This is a genomic window from Aeromonas sp. BIGb0405 (assembly GCF_024807335.1).
Taxonomy (GTDB): domain Bacteria; phylum Pseudomonadota; class Gammaproteobacteria; order Enterobacterales; family Aeromonadaceae; genus Aeromonas; species Aeromonas rivuli.
In genome coordinates, this window is record NZ_JANUEP010000014.1 from 47,749 (window position 1) to 66,856 (window position 19,108).

Genomic DNA, 19,108 nt, shown 5'->3' on the forward strand with positions numbered 1-19,108 from the left:
TTATCCATGTGGACAACTGGGCGGGACTATATAGCGCAGATGCAGAAGTTTCAAGGCCTTGCTGGCTCTGGGCGGGTGAGAATGCTAGGATCTTGACCATCAATTCCGGCTATTTGACTGAACTTTGAGCGGATCCCCGATGAGCAAGACAACCCCCCCCAATTATGCGGCCCTGGCCGACCTCATGGACCAGCACGAGCTGATGGCCACGGCAGTGGAGGCCCACGGCGTTATCTGTGGCCTGATCTGCGGTGGCGTTCCTCTTGATGACAAGAGCTGGTTAGCCCCTTTCAACGATCTGGTGAACGACGGTTTCGGTCTGCCGGCCCAGGTGCGCCAGGTGATGACGGAGCTCTACCAGGACGCCATCGAGGGGCTGATGGCCCAGAAAGGGGTAGAGCTGTTGCTGCCCAGTGATGATGCCCCCCTGGATGAGCGTATCGATGGGCTGGTGGATTGGTCCCAGGCCTTCCTGGCAGGCTTTGGCGTGGTGCAGCAAGAGCTCTCCAAGGCGTCCGAGGAGCTGCAGGAGATGATCCAGGACATCGCCAACATCACCCAGGTCTCGGAGGAGTTCGATCAGGAGGACGAGGAGAACGAGGTCGCCTTCCTGGTGCTCTATGAGCATGTCAAACTGGGGGTCATGATGACCTTCGAAGAGTTCGGCAAGCGTCCCGACACGCCGGATGCGCCGCCGACGCTGCATTGATCCGGGGTAGACAGCACCCACTCGACGAGGCAGCCATGGCTGCCTCGTCTGTTTGCGGGTTTGCGGGTTTGCGGGGCGGGCACCATTTTTGCCCGCCACCTCCCATCCCAGCAGGGGCAACTGTGATAGCATGGCCCCACGTTTTATCGGATTCTCTTCATCCCATGACTCACACTGATCCGACCGCACCCGCCCATTCACCTGTCCTGCAGGCCGATATCACCCTGGTTGGCGGCGGCATGAGTGGCGCCGTGCTGGCCCTCTCCCTCGCCGCACTGCGCCGCCCGGATGGCAGGCCCTTGCAGATAGTGCTGCTGGAGGCGGCCCTCGCACAGGGCGCGCATCCCGGCTTCGATGCGCGCGCCATTGCGCTGGCCGCCGGTACCTGCGAGGCGCTGGCCCGCCATGGCCTCTGGGCGGGGCTGGCCCCCCATGCCACCCCCATCACCCACATCCATGTCTCGGACCGAGGCTATCTCGGCCAGACCCGCATGACGGCCGCTGAATATGATTTGCCCGCCCTGGGTCAGGTGATTGAGCTCGGCGCCGCCGGTCAGGTCCTGCAAGAAGCCATCGCGCAGACGGCCAATATTCGCATGCTCTGCCCGGTGCAGTTGACGGGGGTCACCCCAAGGGAACACACCGTCGAGCTGGCTCTGGCCACGGGGGAGCAGATCATCACCTCCTTGCTGGTCGCGGCCGATGGCGGCCACTCTTTCGTGCGCCAGGCCCTCAATATCCCGGTACGCCGCCATGACTACGGTCAGAGCGCCGTGATAGCCACGGTGCAAACCGCCGAGCATCCGGCCGGGCGCGCCTTCGAACGCTTCACCGACGGCGGCCCCCTGGCGCTGCTGCCGATGCAGCAAGGGCTCAGCTCTCTGGTCTGGAGCATGCCGGGGGAGGAGGCTGACAGCATCATGGCCCTGAATGACGAGGCCTTCCTGGCCCAATTGCAGCAGGCATTTGGCTGGCGGCTTGGCCGCTTCCTGCGCACCGGGGTACGTCACTGCTACCCGCTGGCACTCACGGCAGCCGATTACCCTCTGGGGCAAAGGACCGTGCTGGTGGGCAACGCCGCCCATCTGTTGCACCCTATCGCGGGGCAGGGGTTCAACCTCGGCATGCGCGATCTCGATGCCCTCTGCGCCATCGTGGCCAGCGCCCTGGCACAGGGGGAGGACATTGGCGGTTACCCGGTGCTGAGCCGTTACTGGCAAGGGCGAAAGGGAGATCAAGAGGCCACCATCTGGCTCACCTCGGCCCTGGCCCAGCTCTTTTCCAACGACCATGGCCCCCTGGTGGCCGGTCGTAATCTGGCGCTCTCTCTGATGGCGCGCGCCAGCTGCCTCAAGGGCCCTCTGGCTCGCCAGACCCTGGGCTTTATCAGCCCAGTCACTAAGGAGTAAGCCATGGAGCAGCATGACATGGTGCAACGGAACAGGGTGCAACCGAGCATGGCGCAATACGATCTGGTCATCGTGGGGGGCGGCATGGTGGGTCTGGCGCTCGCCGCGGCGCTCAAACAGAGCGCACTCAAGATAGCCATCATCGAGGGGCAATTGCCGGATCCCGCGCTGGCGGCGACGCCGGATAACAGGGTCAGCGCCCTGAGCCTCGCCAGTCAGCAGATCCTGCGTGGGGTCGGCGCCTGGCAGGGCATCACCGCACGCCGTTTGCAAGGTTACCAGCAGATGCAGGTGTGGGAGCGCGACAGCTTCGCCCGCATCGAGTTCGATGCCGCCAGCCTGGGGTTGCCCTGGCTTGGTCACATCGTCGAGAACAGGGTTGTTCAATTGGCACTGCAAGAGGCCATCTCGGGGGCTGCTCATATCGACCTGCTGGCGCCGGCCCGGGCCACAAGCCTGCAACAGGGGCAAGAGCATGCCCTGCTGACGCTGGAAGATGGCCGAGTGCTGTCGGCCAAGCTGGTGGTGGCCGCCGATGGCGCTCACTCCTGGGTGCGAAAACAGGCCGATATTCCCCTGACCAGCTGGGATTATGGCCACCATGCCCTGGTCGCCACAGTGCGTACCACCGAGGAGCATGGGGCCGTGGCCCGCCAGATCTTCAGCCCCGCCGGACCGCTCGCCTTCCTGCCGCTCTGGCAGCCCACTCTCAGCTCCATCGTCTGGTCGCTGCCCGCCGATGAGGCGCTGCGGCTGCAAGGGTGCGATGAAGAGCACTTCAACCGCGCGCTCACCGCCGCCTTCGATGCGCGTCTCGGCCTGTGCCGGGTGGAGGGAGCCCGCAGTGCCATACCGCTCACCGCCCGTTACGCCCGCGACTTTGCCCGGGAGCGGCTGGTGCTGGTCGGCGATGCGGCTCACACCATACATCCGCTGGCGGGGCAGGGGGTCAATCTGGGGCTGATGGATGCCGCCGCCCTGGCGCAGACGCTGCTGACCCATGTCGCCAAGGGACGGGACATCGGTGCCCTGGCCGGGCTGCGCAGTTATGAGCGCTGGCGCAAGACGGAGGCGAGCCGGATGTTGGCCGCCATGGAGGGGTTGAAGCGGCTGTTTGGTGGCGCTCATCCCCTTAAAAAGCTGGTGCGAGGCGTGGGCTTAAGCGCCGTCGATGCCATGATCCCTGTCAAGCAGCGCCTGATCCGCAGCGCCATGGGACTGGAGGGGGAGCTGCCCCTCCTGGCCCGCACCGAGCAGCGTGGCGAGGCATTTTGGGGTATGCCGGGTGAAAAAAACTAATCCCAGGCGCCATTTTTTACAATAAAAGTAATCCGAGAGGCTGATGTGCTCGTTTATGGCATCAGCCTTTAATATGGAAAGCTGGCGAAACGTTTTCCTATAAATTGTGACGAGACGGTAAAAATCAAAATTTAACCCTAAAAACTACCGGTCAATACTGTTTTTTCCTCTGTTTTTATCATAGTGTTTGGCCGCTATCAGCATGTTGTGGATTAGTTTTTTTTAAGCGGTGCTCCATCCCGCTTGTCTTATAATCCGCGCCATTGAAGGAACCAGTCCCGCAGCGCCCATGGCGATGTCGGGAGCGAGCCCAGGCCCTGTGGCCTCCTGCTCCACCCGGGAACCGGGATGAGGCAGGCCCAGGTTTTAAGGAAAAACAGCGATGACCCAGACTACCGTATTGCACCCCAAGCACCTGGAAGCCGGCGCCAAGATGGTCGATTTTCACGGCTGGGAGATGCCCATCAACTACGGCTCTCAACTGGAAGAGCACCATGTGGTGCGCACCCAGGCGGGCATGTTCGATGTCTCTCACATGACCATCGTCGACTTGACCGGCGAGCGGGTGAAAGCCTTCCTGCAACATCTGCTGGCCAATGACGTGGCCAAACTCACCACCCCGGGCAAGGCGCTCTACAGCGGCATGCTGACCCCTGAGGGTGGGGTCATCGATGACCTCATTACCTATTATCTGGACGACAGCTTCTATCGCATGGTGGTCAACTCCGCCACCCGCGACAAGGATCTGGCCTGGATCCGCCAGCACGCCGCCGCCTTCGCGGTGACCGTCACCGAACAACCCTCCCTGGCGATGATCGCCGTGCAGGGGCCAGAGGCCAAGGCGCTGGCCGCCAAGGTATTCAATGCCGAGCAGAACGCCGCCGTCGCGGGCATGAAGCCCTTCTTCGGGGTACAAGCCGGGGATCTGTTCATCGCCACCACCGGCTATACCGGCGAAGAGGGTTACGAAATCGTGGTGCCGGAGCATCAGGCCTGCGACCTGTGGCAAGCCCTGCTCGACGCGGGCGTGGCGCCCTGCGGTCTGGGCGCCCGGGACACTCTGCGTCTTGAGGCGGGCATGAACCTCTACGGCCAGGACATGGACGAGAGCATCAGCCCCCTGGCCGCCAACATGGCCTGGACCATCGCCTGGGAGCCGAGCAGCCGTGACTTCATCGGCCGCGCTGCCCTGGAAGCCCAGAAGGCCGCCGGGGATCAGCCCAAGCTGGTCGGGCTGTTGATGGAAGAGAAAGGGGTGCTGCGCACCGGCATGCCGGTCAGCTTCACCAATGCCCAGGGCGAGTCACGCACCGGGGTGATCACCTCAGGCTCCTTCTCGCCGACCCTGGGACTCTCCATTGCCCTGGCCCGGGTGCCTCGCGACATCGGTGACGTGGCCGAAGTCGAGCTTCGCAAGAAGCTGGTGACCGTGAAGGTGACCAAGCCCGCCTTTGTACGCAACGGCCAGAAATTGGTATAACGTTTATCGTTTCAGGCTCGGGGTCCACCCCGGGTCACCCCTGTTCAATGATGCAAGTGAATAAAGGAAGCACACATGAGCCATATCCCGAGCGAACTGAAATATGCCACTTCCCACGAGTGGATCCGTGTCGAAGCCAACGGTGAGGCCGTGGTCGGTATCTCCGAGCACGCCCAGGAGCTGCTGGGTGACATGGTGTTCGTTGACTTGCCGGAAGTGGGCAAGCAGGTTGGTGCCGGTGACGACTGCGCCGTGGCCGAGTCCGTCAAGGCGGCCTCCGACATTTACAGCCCGGTGAGCGGTGAAATCATCGCCGTCAACGAAGAGCTGGAAGGGAGTCCCGAGCTGGTCAACTCCGATCCTTACGGCGCTGGCTGGTTGTTCCGTATCAAGCTGGACGACGCCGAAGAGCTGGCAAATCTGCTGGATGCCGACGGCTACCAGAACGTCGTCGACGAAGAGTAATGTCGCCCAGGCCCTGCACGCGTGCAGGGCCTTTTGCTATGAGCCCCTGCACAACGCGGGCTTTGCCATGGGAGTGCACCTTGCCAACTGGCGCGCATCCCAGGCCCGCACCGCGGGATTATCCTGTGCGGGCGCCTGTTTTATCCGCCGTGGGCAAGTGCCCGCGAGCCGCCGAGCGAGATCTCATCCCTTGGCAAGATCTTCTATCAGGCATATCTACTAGGAAATAGGGAAATGACCCAGTCACTGTTTGAACTCGAGCAAAAAACCAATTTTCTGCGTCGCCACATAGGCCCGGGCGAGAGCGAACTGCGCGCCCTGCTGGCCACTGTCGGTGCCGAGAGTCTGGATGACCTCATCAGCCAGACCGTGCCCGCCGCCATTCGTCGCGAGGCGCCGCTTGGCATAGGCGCGCCCATGACGGAAGTAGAGGCCCTGGCCAAGCTCAAGGGCTACGCCGCTCAGAACCGTATCGCCAAGAGCTACATCGGCATGGGTTATCACGACACCCATGTGCCCCACGTCATCTTGCGCAACGTGCTGGAAAATCCGGGTTGGTACACCGCCTATACCCCTTATCAGCCCGAGCTGGCCCAGGGCCGCCTTGAAGCCCTGCTCAACTTCCAGCAGCTGACCCTGGATTTGACCGGCATGGATCTGGCGAGCGCCTCTCTGCTCGATGAAGCAACTGCCGCCGCCGAGGCCATGGCCCTGGCCAAGCGCATGGCCAAATCCAAGTCCAACCTCTTCTTCGTCGCCGATGACGTTCACCCCCAGGTGATCGACGTGGTGCGCGAGCGTGCCGTCCATTTCGGCTTCGAGCTGGTGGTGGCCCCGGCCGCCGACGCGGTGAACGAGGAGGTGTTTGGTGCCCTGTTCCAGTACCCCTCGACCACGGGTGAAGTGACCGATCTAGGGGCGCTGATCAAGGCCGTACAGGCCCAGAAGGGTCTGGCTTGTGTCAGTGCCGACATGCTCTCCCTGCTGCTGCTCAAGTCTCCGGGCGAACTGGGTGCCGACGTGGTGCTGGGCAGCGCCCAGCGCTTCGGTGTGCCCATGGGCTACGGTGGTCCTCACGCGGCATTTTTCGCCACCCGTGATGCCTACAAGCGCTCCATGCCGGGCCGCATCATTGGCGTCTCCAAAGACAGCCGTGGCAAGTCTGCCCTGCGCATGGCCATGCAGACCCGCGAGCAACATATCCGCCGCGAGAAGGCCAACTCCAACATCTGTACCGCCCAGGTGCTGCTGGCCAACATGGCGAGCTTCTATGCCGTCTATCACGGCCCGGTTGGCCTCAAAACCATCGCCAACCGCGTGCACCGTCTGACCAGCATCCTGGCATTGGGACTCACCGCCAAGGGGCTGACCCTCAAGCACGACAGCTGGTTCGACACCATCACAGTCCTGACCGCCGACAAGGCCGCCCTGGTAGCCCGTGGCGATGCCATGAACATCAACCTGCGTGCCGACCTGGATGGCGCGGTCGGTGTCTCCCTGTCCGAGACCAGCACCCGCGAAGACGTGGCCGAGCTGTTCGAGCTCTTCCTCGGCCAGGGTCACGGTCTGGATATCGAGACCCTGGATGCCAAGGCGCAGGCTCATCAGGCCATCCCCGCCGAGCTGCTGCGCAGCGATGCCGTGCTGACCCACGAGGTGTTCAACAAGTACCACTCCGAAACCGAGATGCTGCGCTATATCCACCGTCTCGAAGCCAAGGATCTGGCCCTGAACTACGCCATGATTTCGCTCGGCTCCTGCACCATGAAGCTCAACGCCACCGCCGAGATGATCCCGGTGACCTGGCCCGAGTTTGGCAAGCTGCACCCCTTCGCCCCGCTGGCGCAGGCTAAAGGTTACCAGCTGCTGCTGGCAGACCTCGAAGAGTGGCTGGTCAAGATCACCGGCTATGATGCGGTCTGCATGCAGCCCAACTCCGGCGCTCAGGGCGAATACGCCGGTCTGTTGGCCATCAAGAAGTACCACGAGTCCCGCGGCGAAGGGCATCGCGATGTCTGCCTCATTCCGGCGTCGGCCCACGGCACCAACCCGGCCTCCGCCCAGATGGCGAGCCTCAAGGTGATCGTCACCGCCTGTGACAAGTCCGGTAACGTCGATCTTGACGACTTGCGCGCCAAGGCCGCGGAAGTGGGAGACAGACTCTCCTGCCTGATGGTCACCTATCCCTCCACCCACGGGGTGTATGAGGAGACCATCAAGGAGGTGTGCGACATCGTTCACCAGTACGGTGGTCAGGTCTACCTGGATGGCGCCAACATGAACGCCCAGGTCGGCGTGACGGCGCCAGGCTTTATCGGTGCCGATGTGTCCCACCTCAACTTGCACAAGACCTTTGCCATTCCCCATGGCGGTGGCGGTCCAGGCATGGGCCCCATCGGCGTCAAGCAGCACCTGGCCCCCTTCGTGGCCGGCCACGCCGTCATCAAGACCGACAAGAGTAGCCGCGACAATGGCGCCGTCTCTGCCGCGCCCTTTGGCTCGGCCAGCATCCTGCCCATCAGCTGGATGTATATCGCCATGCTGGGTGACGAGGGGCTGAAGAAATCGACTCAGGTCGCCATCCTCAACGCCAACTACCTGGCCAAGAAACTGGGGGAAGCCTTCCCTGTGCTCTACACCGGCCGCAACAACCGCGTCGCCCACGAGTGCATCCTGGATATTCGTCCCCTCAAGGAGGCCTGTGGCATCAGCGAGATGGATGTGGCCAAGCGTCTGATGGACTACGGTTTCCACGCGCCGACCATGAGCTTCCCGGTGGCGGGAACCCTGATGGTCGAACCGACCGAATCCGAGTCCAAGGCCGAGCTGGATCGCTTCATCGAAGCCATGACCGCCATTCGCGCCGAGATGGAGAAGGTGAAGGATGGCCACTGGAGCCTGACCGACAACCCATTGGTCAATGCCCCCCACACCCAGGATGATGTCATGGACGAGCGCTGGGAGCGGGCTTATACCCGCGCCGAGGCGGTATTCCCGTCCAGCGCGGTGCGCGCCGCCAAGCTGTGGCCCTCGGTCAACCGCATCGATGACGTCTACGGCGATCGCAACCTGTTCTGCTCCTGCATCCCGACCGAGGATTACATCGGGGAGTGAGGCACATGATCGGTGCCATCAAGCGGGGCACAGTGCTCAGCAAGATGAGCTCGGGTAGCTAAGTTGAAAAGTGAGAAGGCCTTGCATCGCGCAAGGCCTTTTTTGTTGATCTGTCTGACGGTGATGCCATAGCGCGAACGGAAACGGCAGAAGAATACGGGCTACTTGCGGTTTGCACCCCTTCAATACCAACCATGGTGAGTGTCGGGTTGGCTACTTGGCATTCAGGCAAGATGTGATAGCCATGGCCTTGCTGTTGCCCATGCTGGTTGAGGGGCAGGGCTGATATAGGTAGTCACATTTCCCACGCCTTTTTAGATCCCTTGGCTTGAGGATCAGGCCGGGGGGCTGCCTCTCCCTGTCAGGGATAGACTCAATTGATAGGACGCCAGAATGAGCTGGCATTCAGCCGTCACAGGAGACGCGAGATGACGATGCAACAACATGGCCTGACCCTGGGGCTGGCCCGGGTGAATGATGTCTCTTTTATTTCAATCAAGGCGGTCGGCAAGCTCAGCCATGAGGACTATCTGGCCATCACTCCCATGCTGGAGGCGGCGCTGAGCCGGGTCGAGGGCCGGGGGGTGAGGGTGCTGCTCGATGCCCGCGAGCTGGAAGGCTGGGAGCTGCGCGCCGCTTGGGACGATCTCACCCTCGGGCTCAAGCATGGCAGCGAGTTTGGCAAGATAGCCCTCTATGGTCAGCAGGGTTGGCAGACCCTCGCTGCCAGGGTCGGCAACTGGTTTCTCTCGGGGGAGGTGAAGGCGTTCGATGATGAAGCTGCGGCCATCGATTGGTTGACCGAGTGACAGCGTTACGCAGGGTGGCTCTCTTGCCGGGCATGATGCCAGGAATGGGACTGGGCATGATAGGCTCAAACCCACGGGATCATCTTGTTACGGCGGCCAATGCCGCGTTATCGCCCTTATCCAGAGGCCATCCCCCAAGAGGAGCATGCAATGGACAGTACCCAACGATTTTCGGTCCGGGTTGAGGCCTATGTGAAATACCGCCCCGGCTACCCGGCGGCCATGCTGGATTTTCTCATCCAGGAGCTTGCCATGGGGCCAGATGCCGTGGTGGCCGATATCGGGGCGGGTACCGGCATATTGACGGCGCAGCTCGCGCCTCGGGTGAGCCGGGTCTGGGCCCTGGAACCCAATGCGGAGATGCGCGCCGCCGCCGAGGCGCTGCTGGCCGGGGCCAGCAATATCCGCTGGCAGGCGGGGAGCGCGGAGGCAACCGGTCTGGCCGATGCCAGTCTGGATCTGGTGACGGTCGCTCAGGCCTTCCACTGGTTTGACCGAGCCGCCTTCAAGGCCGAGTGTCGCCGAGTGTTGAAGCCAGGTGGCCGGGTCGCCCTCATCTGGAATGACAGGCTGACCGACACCCCGTTTCTCAAGGCCTATGAGGCGGGGCTGCGTGCCTATTCCGGGGATTACGAAGAGGTCAATCATCGCAACCTTGGCGAGGCCGACTTCGACGCCTTCTTCGAGGGAGAGTACCGGCTGGAGTGTTTCGACAACTGCCAGATGTTCGATCTTGATGGTGTGCTGGGGCGGCTCAACTCCTCCTCTTACGCTCCCGCCATCGGGACGCCAGCCTATGAGGCGCTGACGGCGCTGATCCGGCACGAGTTTGCCCACCACGCCATCGAGGGTCAGATAGCCTTTAACTATCGCACCCTGGTCTATAGCGGCCGGGTCTGAGCATCGACCAGGGTCCCCGGCTTGCTTGCCAGGCGCCATCATGAAAAAGCCCTCGCCGTGGCGGGGGCTTTTGCTATCTATCAATCAAGCACGGCAGGGGGCGGATTGCTGGCGCCGCCGAGGATCAGATCTTGTCGATGCCGAGCAGTGCCTTGGCCTTGGCCAGGGTATCGACGGACTCTTGATGGCGGCCGGCCTTATGCAGGGTTTCGCCTTCGGCCCTGAGGGTCTTGACCTCGGCGAGCTGCTCGGCGCTGAGTGCCGGGCCTGTCGCGAGGGCATCGTCTATCTGTTTCATGTCGACCGGGCAGTGGAACGCCAGGGCAGGGGTGCTAAACAGCAGGGCAATCAGCCAATATGCAGGTTTCATGGGGTAGCTCCTTGTTGGTCACTAGCAGTATATAAGCCATGGCTCTTTCACGGGGTGATTGCCCATCCCTGCGATGCGTCCAGTAAAAAGCCCTCGCCATGACTGGCGAGGGCGTTGTTATCTGGCGATGAGGCAGATTGCGGCTGGTTAGAGCACCATGGCGGCGACCCAGCCAAACAGGATCAGCGGGATATTGTAGTGAATGAAGGTCGGCACCACTGAGTCCCAGATATGGTCGTGCTGGCCGTCGGCGTTCAGGCCAGAGGTGGGCCCCAGGGTGGAGTCCGAGGCGGGGGATCCCGCATCACCCAGGGCGCCGGCTGTGCCGATCAGGGCGATGGTCGCCATGGGGGAGAAGCCAAGCTGCAGACAGAGCGGCACATAGATGGTCGCGATGATGGGCACGGTGGAGAAGGAGGATCCGATGCCCATGGTGATGAGCAGGCCGACCAGCAGCATCAGGAAGGCGGCGATGCCCTTGTGATGGCCAATCAGGCTGGAGACGGATTGCACCAGACTCTCGACCCCCTGGGTCTCTTTCATCACGGCGGCGAAACCGGCGGCGGAGATCATGATAAAGCCGATGAGGGACATCATGCGCACCCCCTGGGTGAAGGCATCCTGGCTCTCACGAAACTTGATGACGCCACCACAGGTGAAGATGATGAAACCGGCAAGGGCACCGAGCACAATGCTGTCGGTGTAAAGCTGCAGGCCCAGCGCCACGGCGATGGCGACCAGCGCGACCCAGATGTGGGTCAGGTTCAGCTCGACGGATTCGGGCTCGGCGGCCAGGATCTTGGCCAGATCATATTCGCGGGGCTTGCGGTAGCTGATAAAGACGGCAACCAGCAGCCCAAGGAACATGCCAAATACCGGCAGGGCCATGGCCTGGGGGATCTGGCTGTTGACCAGGGTCACCCCATTATCGATGAGGTTCTTGGCCAGGATGTTGTTGAGGAAGATACCGCCAAAGCCGACCGGCAGCAGCATATAGGTTGCGGTCAGGCCGAAGGTGATGACGCAGGCGACCTGACGCCTGTCCATCTTCATCTGGGCCATCACGTGCAAGAGCGGCGGTATCAGTATGGGAATGAAGGCGATGTGGACCGGGATCAGGTTCTGGGAGGAGATGGCGACCGCCAGCACGGAGGTGAGCAGCAGGGTCTTGACCCAGAGCATCCGTGACGCACTCGCGTCCTTGCCGAGTTGGTTTATCACCTTGCGGGCCAGCAGATCCGTGATGCCGGAGCGGGAGATGGCGACCGCGAAGGCCCCCAGCATGGCGTAGGAGAGGGCTATCTCTGCACCGCCACCCAGGCCGCCACTGAAGGCGCTGAGGGTATCGGTGAGGGAGAGGCCGCCAACCAGGCCGCCGACGATGGCGCTGACCGACAATGAGACGACCACATTGATCCGCAGCAGGCTGAGCACCAGCATCAGCGAGACTGCGATAACAACAGGATTCATGCGACTTCCTTATAATATAGTGTTGTTGTCTGGCGTGTGAAAGGGCGTTAGTTTGCGAAAAACGGGCCAAAAGTCGAGTAAAAATTCAGAAAAATGACTAAATCAGTCATTTCAGCTGACGGATATCAAAGAAGGGCTGCCGTGGCAGCCCTTCTCGCAAGGCAACAGGTGGTTACTGTTCGGAGGCCTCGTCTTGCGGCGTTGCCTCAGCGTCAGCCCCGTCGGTTTCCAGCAGGGGCCAACCCCCCAGCGCCTTCCAGCGATTGACGATATGACAAAACAGCTCGGTGGTGCGCTGGGTGTCATAGAGGGCCGAGTGCGCCTCTTTGTTATCGAAGGGGATACGGGCGCTCTGGCACGCCTTGGCCAAGACCGTCTGCCCCAGGGCCAGGCCAGACAGCGCGGCGGTGTCGAAGGTGGCAAAGGGGTGGAAGGGATTGCGCTTGAGGCCGGCACGTTCGGCGGCGGCCATGACGAAGCCGTGATCGAAGGGGGCATTGTGGGCCACGACGATGGCGCGGTTGCAGTCCTGCTCCTTCATGCCCTTGCGGATCCCCTTGAAGATCTCGGTGAGCGCTTCCTTCTCGTCTACGGCGCCGCGCAGCGGGTTGTAGGGATCGATGCCGGTAAAGTCGAGGGCGGCTTTCTCCAGGTTGGCGCCTTCGAAGGGGGCAACGTGGAAGTGAAAGACCTGATCGGGCACCAGCCAGCCCGCCTCATCCATTTTGAGGGTGTAGGCGGCGATTTCGAGCAGGGCATCAGTCTTGGCATTGAATCCAGCGGTTTCAACATCGATGACGACGGGGTAAAAGCCACGGAAACGGCCTTTGAGAGTGTTAACGGCGTCGGTCATGGGATCTCGGTCGGCTTGAAGTGAGGCGGCATTATGGCAAATCAGCCTTCATTTGTCGCGCCCGGGTGACAGGCCGCCGGGTTGCCTACGTGGCAGACCCAGCCTCTTATTTTATCGCGCCTGGGTGGCAGCCTACCGGGATTGCCTACGTGGCAGACCCAGCCTCTTATTTTGTGTCGCGCCTGGGTGGCAGACGGTCAAGGTTGCCTATACCCCAGGCCCGGCCCTCTGGTCTCGAGCGGCAAAGAATTGCCGCCTGCTCCCTAAAGCTTGGCCGGCTCATGCCGATACAGCCTTGAGACAGATGAAAAACGCCCCTGTGATAGGGGCGTGGACCAGGCAGAGGAGAGGTGAGTGAAGGGGTGGACCTTGGGATTGATCAGCATGTCGGTGAGCATGCACTTGCAGGCGGGGGTGGCCGAATTTGGCGCCGGCCTGGATCAATCCGTCTGGCGCCTGACGGCAGACAGCCAGGTCGAGTGTCGCCTCGAACATCCCATCCCGAGCTGGGGCACTGGGGCCTTCGTGAGCCGCGCCGGGCGCAAGATCAACCTCGATTTCGAACTCAAGGGGCTGCGTCAGCAGGCACAGACCCAGACGGTGAGCCTGGGCAGCATGCCCCCCAACTGGCGTCCGGGTCTCGCCGGGCGGGATATCAGCCAGATCCGCTTCTTCAAGCAGTTTGACGGCCTGGTCGATGGCCAGACTGCCTGGACCATGCTCGATGAACTCGAGAGTGGCCGCATGCCCACCTTCCAGTACCGGGACTGGTATCGCCAGAACCGGGCGGTGCGGGTGTCGCTCTCCAACGTCAACTTTCGGGTCAAGTATCAGGCCTTCATGGATTGCCTGAATGGTCTCTTGCCTTACAGCTTCAATGACATCGCCTTCAGCGTGCTCACCTATGACAAGAACCGCGACAGCCTGTCGGCTTCCTCCAAGCGACGACTCGCCATGATCAGCGAATTCATCAAGGCGGACACCAGCATCGACGTGGTGGTGATCGACGCCTACAGCGACAGCTATGGCGGGCGCTGGCCCAACCAGAAGCTCTCCGAGAAGCGGGCCGATGCCATCAAGAAGGTGTTCCTCGATTTGGGGATAGAGGAGGGCAAGATCTCGGTGGAGGGCCATGGGGAGAAACAGCATGTCGCCTCCAACGAGACCGAAGAGGGACGAGCCAGGAACCGGCGGGTGGTGATCAGCATGGGACGTAGCGGAGCCATCTGATTTTTGCTAGTTTGGGACTCACGGGTGCCGGATAAGGGATGCTGGCGCCATGATGCGATGAGAGACAAGCCCAGATGAGAAAATTGACTGCCCTAGCGGGTTTGCTATCCAGCTTGGCGCTGAGTGGTTGCGCCAATACCCCCGACCAACACGGCCATTATGTTCAGGAGCCCACCATGAGCTGGGCCTGGAACGTCACCGCCTATGGTGGCTACCCCAACCTGATCCGTGACAACCCCTATCGCGAGCAAGCCAGCCTGAGTGAACAGGAGGGTAAAGGCATCATACTGCCGGATTCCCTGGTCGAGGCTTATCCGCTGACCCGCGCCAGTGTGGTGACCGCCCCCCTCCATGATGGCGAAGCCTATGATGATGCCGAGGTGGTGCGCCGCGTCCTGCTTGAGCAGTACCAGATCCGCGAACCCCTTGCCGATATCCGCGAGGAACCCATCCGCCTGCAACCCCTGCTGCGCTCCGGCAACCTCGCGGGCTTCGTGTGCCATGACTATCAGGCGCCTCTGCTGGTGACCACGGTCAGTACCGGCGCCTATACCCACGAGTGCCTGGTGCCGGGCTACGAGGAGTTCAGTGTCTACGTCAAAGCGGTCCGTGAGGCCGATGGCAGCGAGTTTGGCCCGATACTGGGGCTCCCTCAGGGCCGTTATACCGTGCTGACGGTGCGCAGCGACCTCGGTGAGCTGCTGGTGCCCCGCGCCTTGCCAACGGTGCCTGTCTTCCAGTTCAAAAACGGCATCTATGTGGTCAACAGCAACGAGTTGCCCTTCGTTGCCCCCAATCAGGCGGGCAAACGGCTGGTGTTCCTCGATGGTCAGCCCAGCTTGCTGTGACATCAGGGATCGCGCATCGCAGAAGGGGGAGCCAATGGCTCCCCCTTCTCATTAACGGCCCAGGCGGTGAGCACAGGGCTGGCTAGCGCCGCATGTTAGAGGCTCTCACCCAGGCCTGCGCCTGCATCCTTCTTGGCGATCAGCTCAATCTTGTAACCGTCAGGATCCTCGACGAAGGCGATGACGGTGCTGCCGCCCATCACGGGACCCGGCTCGCGGGTGATCTTGGCCCCGGCGGCGCGCAGTGCCTCGCAGGTGGCGTAGATGTCATCCGCTTCCAGGGCGATGTGACCGTAGGCCGAGCCCAGCTCATACTCGCTCACGCCCCAGTTGTAGGTCAGCTCGATGACAGCCTCATCCTTCTCATCCCCATAACCGACGAAGGCCAGGGTGTACTTGTACTGGCTATTCTCGCTCTTGCGCAGCAGGGTCATGCCCAGTACACGGGTGTAGAAGTCGATGGAGCGTTGCAGATCGCCAACGCGCAGCATGGTATGCAGGATTCTCATTGATCAGTTCTCCGGGTAGATTTTTTCTTTGTACTCACACAAGTCTTCAATGATACAGGAGCCGCAGCGCGGCTTGCGAGCGAGACAGGTGTAGCGCCCATGGAGGATCAGCCAGTGATGGACATCCAGCTTGAACTCGGCGGGGACCACCTTGAGCAGCTTCTCCTCCACCTGATCCACATTCTTGCCCGGCGCAAAACCTGTGCGATTCGACACCCGGAAAATATGGGTGTCCACGGCGATGGTCGGCCAGCCAAAGGCGGTGTTGAGCACCACATTGGCGGTCTTGCGGCCCACCCCCGGCAGAGCCTCGAGGGCCTCGCGGTTTTCGGGCACCTCACCCCCATGGCGTTCCAGCAAGATGGCGCAGGTCTTGATGACGTTCTCGGCCTTGGTATTGAACAGGCCAATGGTCTTGATGTACTGCTTGAGGCCATCGACCCCGAGCGCCAGTATGCTGGCCGGGGTATTGGCGACCGGATAGAGCTTGTCGGTCGCCTTGTTGACGCCGACATCTGTCGCCTGGGCCGAGAGCAGCACCGCGATGAGCAGCTCGAAGGGGGTGCTGTAGTTGAGCTCGGTCTTGGGTGCAGGATTGTTTTCGCGCAGTCGTGTCAGGATCTGGCGCCGCTTTTCGTTATTCATCGCTCACTCATCCGCAAATGGTACTTATAACTCGGTGGCGCGGGCGCCCGGTGCCGGTACGCTGCAGTGAGCCTTCTCTGCCACCTGCTTGCGGCCCAGCCAGTCATTGATGCCATTCTTGGCGGCGATGAGCAGCCCCAGGCCGATAAAGCCGCCGGGGGGCAAGATGGCCAGCAGCAAGGCCGAACCCGGTGCGAAGATCTCGATACGCAGGGACTTGGCCCAGTCGCCCAATAGCAGTTCGGCACCATCAAACAGGGTGCCCATGCCGATGATCTCGCGCATGGCGCCGAGCAGCAGCAGCACTAGCGTGAAACCGAGTCCCATCATCAGGCCATCCAGGGCCGCCAGCAGGGGCGGCTGCTTGGAGGCATAGGCCTCGGCACGCCCTATGATGACGCAGTTGGTGACAATCAGCGCGATGAAGATGCCAAGGGCCTGATAGAGACCGTAGGTGTAGGCGTTCATCAGCAGCTGCACGCAGGTCACCAGGGAGGCGATGATCATCACATAGATGGGGATGCGCACGTCGCGGGGCACCCAGTGGCGGACCAGAGAGACCGCCAGATTGGAGCCTATCAGCACCGCCATGGTGGCCAGTCCCAGCCCCAGGGCGTTGGTGAAGGTGGAGGAGACCGCCAGGGTCGGGCAGAGCCCCAGCACCTGAACCAGGGAGGGATTATTCTTCCACAGCCCCTGGAGCATCAGCTCCTTGACCTCAGAACCTTGATTTTCGTCGCTCATTGGCTCTCTCCGGCCCGTTCACAAGAGGGGGCATCTGCCAGCACCTCGGGATGAGTCTGTTGCAAACGCAGCAGGTTGGCAACCGCCTTGACCACGGCCCGCGGGGTGATAGTCGCGCCGGTGAAGGCATCAAAATCACCGCCATCCTTCTTGACTGCCCAGCTCTTGGCGTTATCCGTGGTCAGGCTATGACCGTTGAAGCTCAAGATCCAGTTCGATTTCTTCAGCTCAATCTTGTCCCCCAGCCCCGGGGTCTCTTTGTGAGCCAAGACTCGCACCCCGCTCACCTTGCCACTGGCGTCGGTGCCGACGATGAGGCGGATGGCACCGCTATAGCCATCGGGGGCAACTGTCTCCAGGGCATAACCGGTCACCTTGCCCGCCTGAGTCGCGGTGTAGAGCGGCATGGCCTGATCGCTGCCGAGCAGGGGGCTGGTCACTCGCTTGCAGCTGGCCACCAGATCGTTGTCGTAGCTGCCAGGAGGGAGCAGCTCATTCAAGGTGGCGAGCTTCTCCCGCTGCTGCTGGTGGGCAATCTTGTCCTGGGTGAGCAGATGGGTGGCCACGACCAGGCTGGTGCAGACCAGGGCGAACAACGCCAGGGTGACCCCATTTTTGCGCATGCTGGTCAGCATTGGGGAGCTCCTTGAATAATGGGGAAGGAGGCGCTCATTTACGGCGCTCTCCATGGGTCTTGGGCCGAGTCAGGCTGTCAATCCCTGTGGCCACGCAGAGGTTGGCCAGTTGATATGAGGAGGCGCTCATTTACGGCGCTCTCCATGGGTCTTGGGCCGAGTCAGGCTGTCAATCCCTGTGGCCACGCAGAGGTTGGCCAGTTGATATGAGGAGGCGCTCATTTACGGCGTTCTCCATGGGTCTTGGGCCGAGTCAGGCTGTCAATCTCTGTGGCCACACAGAGGTTGGCCAGCTGATATGAGGAGGCGCTCATTTACGGCGTTCTCCGTAGGTCTTGGGACGAGTCAGGCTGTCAATCATGGGTACACAGAGGTTGGCCAGCAATACGGCGAAGGCGATGGCATCGGGATAGCCCCCGAAACGACGAATGATGTAGATCAGGATGCCGATGAGGGCGCCATAGACGAGGCGGCCCCGGGCCGTGGTGGAGGCGCTGACCGGATCGGTGGCAATGAAGAAGGCTCCCAGCATGGTGGCGCCGCTGAACAGGTGGAACATGGGGGTGCCGGTGGCATCGGGGCTGATGAGATAACCCAGGGTCGCGGCGCCAAACAGACTGGCCAGCACGGCGACCGGGATGCGCCAGGCAATTACCTTCTGTTGCAGCAGGAAGAGGCCGCCCAGCAGATAGCCCAGATTGACCCAGCTCCAGCCGATGCCGCCCCAACCCTCGAACACCGCATGGCTCATGACCTCGCTGGCGGTCAGCCCCTGGCCGAGGCCAGTCTTGAGGGTGTCGAGGGGGGTCGCCATGGTGAGACCATCTATCCCCTGCTTGAGCTGGGCCATGCTGTAGCCGTCCAGACTGAAGCCGGTGAAAATGGTCGAGACGGCATCCCCAAAGCCCAGTCCGTAGGCGCGGATGCTGTCGGGGGGTAGCCAGCTGGTCATCTGCACCGGGAAGGAGACCAGCAGCAGCACATAGGCCACCATGGCCGGATTGAACAGGTTCTGGCCCAGGCCCCCATAGAGGTGTTTGGCGATGATGATGGCAAAGGCGGTCGCGACCAGGGTCATCCACCAGGGCAGCAGAGGAGGCAGCGCCAGCCCTATCAGCACGGCGGTGAGCAGGGCGCTGCCATCGAGCAAAGCGGGCTTGACGGGACGGCCACGCAGGCGCAGCACCAAGGCTTCACAACCCAGCGCCGTGACCGCAGCCAGGGCTATCTGGATGACGCTTCCCCAGCCGAAGAACCAGATCTGGGCGGCGAGCCCGGGCAGGCAGGCCAGGATCACCAGCACCATCAGGGTCTGGGTCTGCTTGCGGTTATGGGCGAAGGGGGCACTCGCGATGTTGAACATGAGTCAGGTATCCATCTTGCTATCAGTCTGACTAGCACTGTCTGTGGTGGTGTCCCGCTCGGCCTTCTTGGCCTTGGCGCGGGCGATGGCGGCGGCAATGGCCGCTTTCTTGGGATCGGGTGCCTCGGTTGCAGGGGCGTCGTCACTCACCTGCGAGGATGCGGCATCGCTGGCGCCGTCAGGCTGCGCTGCCTCTGCCGCCTTCTTGGCCTTGGCGCGGGCGATGGCGGCGGCAATGGCGGCTTTTTTGGGATCG

18 protein-coding genes and 1 pseudogene are annotated in these 19,108 nt (G+C 62.0%); 10 read left to right on the forward strand and 9 right to left on the reverse strand.

Going from position 1 to position 19,108, the window contains the following annotated elements; all coding sequences use genetic code 11:
- The first annotated feature begins 139 nt into the window (after positions 1–139).
- From M2366_RS18585 to M2366_RS18620, 8 genes are all read left to right on the forward strand, one after another.
- Complete coding sequence (locus M2366_RS18585) at positions 140–709, forward strand: UPF0149 family protein (protein WP_042042248.1); 570 nt, start codon at positions 140–142, stop codon at positions 707–709.
- A 164-nt stretch (positions 710–873) separates the two neighbouring features.
- Positions 874–2,118: a 2-octaprenyl-6-methoxyphenyl hydroxylase gene (ubiH, locus tag M2366_RS18590; protein ID WP_259270382.1), complete on the forward strand. Its 1,245-nt coding sequence runs from the start codon at positions 874–876 to the stop codon at positions 2,116–2,118.
- Between the two features lie 3 nt (positions 2,119–2,121).
- The gene (locus tag M2366_RS18595) at positions 2,122–3,417 is read left to right on the forward strand and encodes an FAD-dependent 2-octaprenylphenol hydroxylase (protein WP_404972811.1); all 1,296 of its coding nucleotides are present in this window, start codon (positions 2,122–2,124) and stop codon (positions 3,415–3,417) included.
- Positions 3,418–3,799: 382 nt separating this feature from the next.
- Positions 3,800–4,897, forward strand: a complete 1,098-nt coding sequence (gene gcvT / locus M2366_RS18600) for a glycine cleavage system aminomethyltransferase GcvT (RefSeq protein WP_042042246.1) — start codon at positions 3,800–3,802, stop codon at positions 4,895–4,897.
- A gap of 75 nt (positions 4,898–4,972) precedes the next feature.
- A complete protein-coding gene (gene gcvH / locus M2366_RS18605) occupies positions 4,973–5,362 on the forward strand; it encodes a glycine cleavage system protein GcvH (RefSeq protein WP_042042245.1) in 390 nt (129 codons plus the stop codon).
- Positions 5,363–5,596: 234 nt separating this feature from the next.
- Positions 5,597–8,476 (forward strand): aminomethyl-transferring glycine dehydrogenase, encoded by a 2,880-nt coding sequence (gene gcvP / locus M2366_RS18610; protein WP_259270383.1) that lies wholly within the window; start codon positions 5,597–5,599, stop codon positions 8,474–8,476.
- 428 nt (positions 8,477–8,904) lie between these two features.
- Positions 8,905–9,285 carry an STAS/SEC14 domain-containing protein gene (locus tag M2366_RS18615; protein WP_259270384.1) on the forward strand — a complete coding sequence of 127 codons (381 nt, stop codon included), beginning with the start codon at positions 8,905–8,907 and terminating at the stop codon, positions 9,283–9,285.
- 150 nt (positions 9,286–9,435) lie between these two features.
- Positions 9,436–10,185 carry a class I SAM-dependent methyltransferase gene (locus tag M2366_RS18620; protein ID WP_259270385.1) on the forward strand — a complete coding sequence of 250 codons (750 nt, stop codon included), beginning with the start codon at positions 9,436–9,438 and terminating at the stop codon, positions 10,183–10,185.
- A gap of 124 nt (positions 10,186–10,309) precedes the next feature.
- On the opposite strand, the gene M2366_RS18625 is transcribed toward M2366_RS18620, so the two are convergent.
- The 3 genes from M2366_RS18625 to rnt form a co-directional block, all read right to left on the reverse strand.
- Positions 10,310–10,555, reverse strand: coding sequence for a hypothetical protein (locus M2366_RS18625; RefSeq protein WP_042042240.1), 246 nt, complete (start codon positions 10,553–10,555; stop codon positions 10,310–10,312).
- A 147-nt stretch (positions 10,556–10,702) separates the two neighbouring features.
- Complete coding sequence (locus M2366_RS18630; RefSeq protein ID WP_042042239.1) at positions 10,703–12,025, reverse strand: Na+/H+ antiporter family protein; 1,323 nt, start codon at positions 12,023–12,025, stop codon at positions 10,703–10,705.
- Positions 12,026–12,197: 172 nt separating this feature from the next.
- On the reverse strand, positions 12,198–12,878 hold the full coding sequence (gene rnt / locus M2366_RS18635; RefSeq protein ID WP_259270386.1) for a ribonuclease T: 681 nt from the start codon (positions 12,876–12,878) through the stop codon (positions 12,198–12,200).
- A gap of 354 nt (positions 12,879–13,232) precedes the next feature.
- On the opposite strand from rnt, the gene M2366_RS18640 reads away from it, so the two are divergent.
- Positions 13,233–14,108 (forward strand): OmpA family protein, encoded by an 876-nt coding sequence (locus tag M2366_RS18640; RefSeq protein WP_198135268.1) that lies wholly within the window; start codon positions 13,233–13,235, stop codon positions 14,106–14,108.
- A 176-nt stretch (positions 14,109–14,284) separates the two neighbouring features.
- A complete protein-coding gene (locus M2366_RS18645) occupies positions 14,285–14,956 on the forward strand; it encodes a hypothetical protein (RefSeq protein WP_224430676.1) in 672 nt (223 codons plus the stop codon).
- A gap of 95 nt (positions 14,957–15,051) precedes the next feature.
- On the opposite strand, the gene gloA is transcribed toward M2366_RS18645, so the two are convergent.
- The 6 genes and pseudogenes from gloA to M2366_RS18675 all read right to left on the reverse strand — a co-directional run.
- Entirely contained in the window at positions 15,052–15,465 is a 414-nt protein-coding gene (gloA, locus tag M2366_RS18650) for a lactoylglutathione lyase (protein ID WP_224430675.1), read from the reverse strand.
- A 3-nt stretch (positions 15,466–15,468) separates the two neighbouring features.
- Entirely contained in the window at positions 15,469–16,110 is a 642-nt protein-coding gene (gene nth, locus M2366_RS18655; protein ID WP_042042235.1) for an endonuclease III, read from the reverse strand.
- A gap of 24 nt (positions 16,111–16,134) precedes the next feature.
- Positions 16,135–16,854, reverse strand: coding sequence for an electron transport complex subunit E (locus tag M2366_RS18660; protein WP_042042234.1), 720 nt, complete (start codon positions 16,852–16,854; stop codon positions 16,135–16,137).
- On the reverse strand, positions 16,851–17,489 hold the full coding sequence (gene rsxG, locus M2366_RS18665) for an electron transport complex subunit RsxG (RefSeq protein WP_259270387.1): 639 nt from the start codon (positions 17,487–17,489) through the stop codon (positions 16,851–16,853). The genes M2366_RS18660 and rsxG overlap by 4 nt, the downstream gene beginning before the upstream one ends.
- Before the next feature lie 310 nt (positions 17,490–17,799).
- A complete protein-coding gene (gene rsxD / locus M2366_RS18670) occupies positions 17,800–18,852 on the reverse strand; it encodes an electron transport complex subunit RsxD (protein ID WP_259270388.1) in 1,053 nt (350 codons plus the stop codon).
- Between the two features lie 3 nt (positions 18,853–18,855).
- Positions 18,856–19,108, reverse strand: a pseudogene (locus tag M2366_RS18675) (electron transport complex subunit RsxC); the annotation flags it as partial.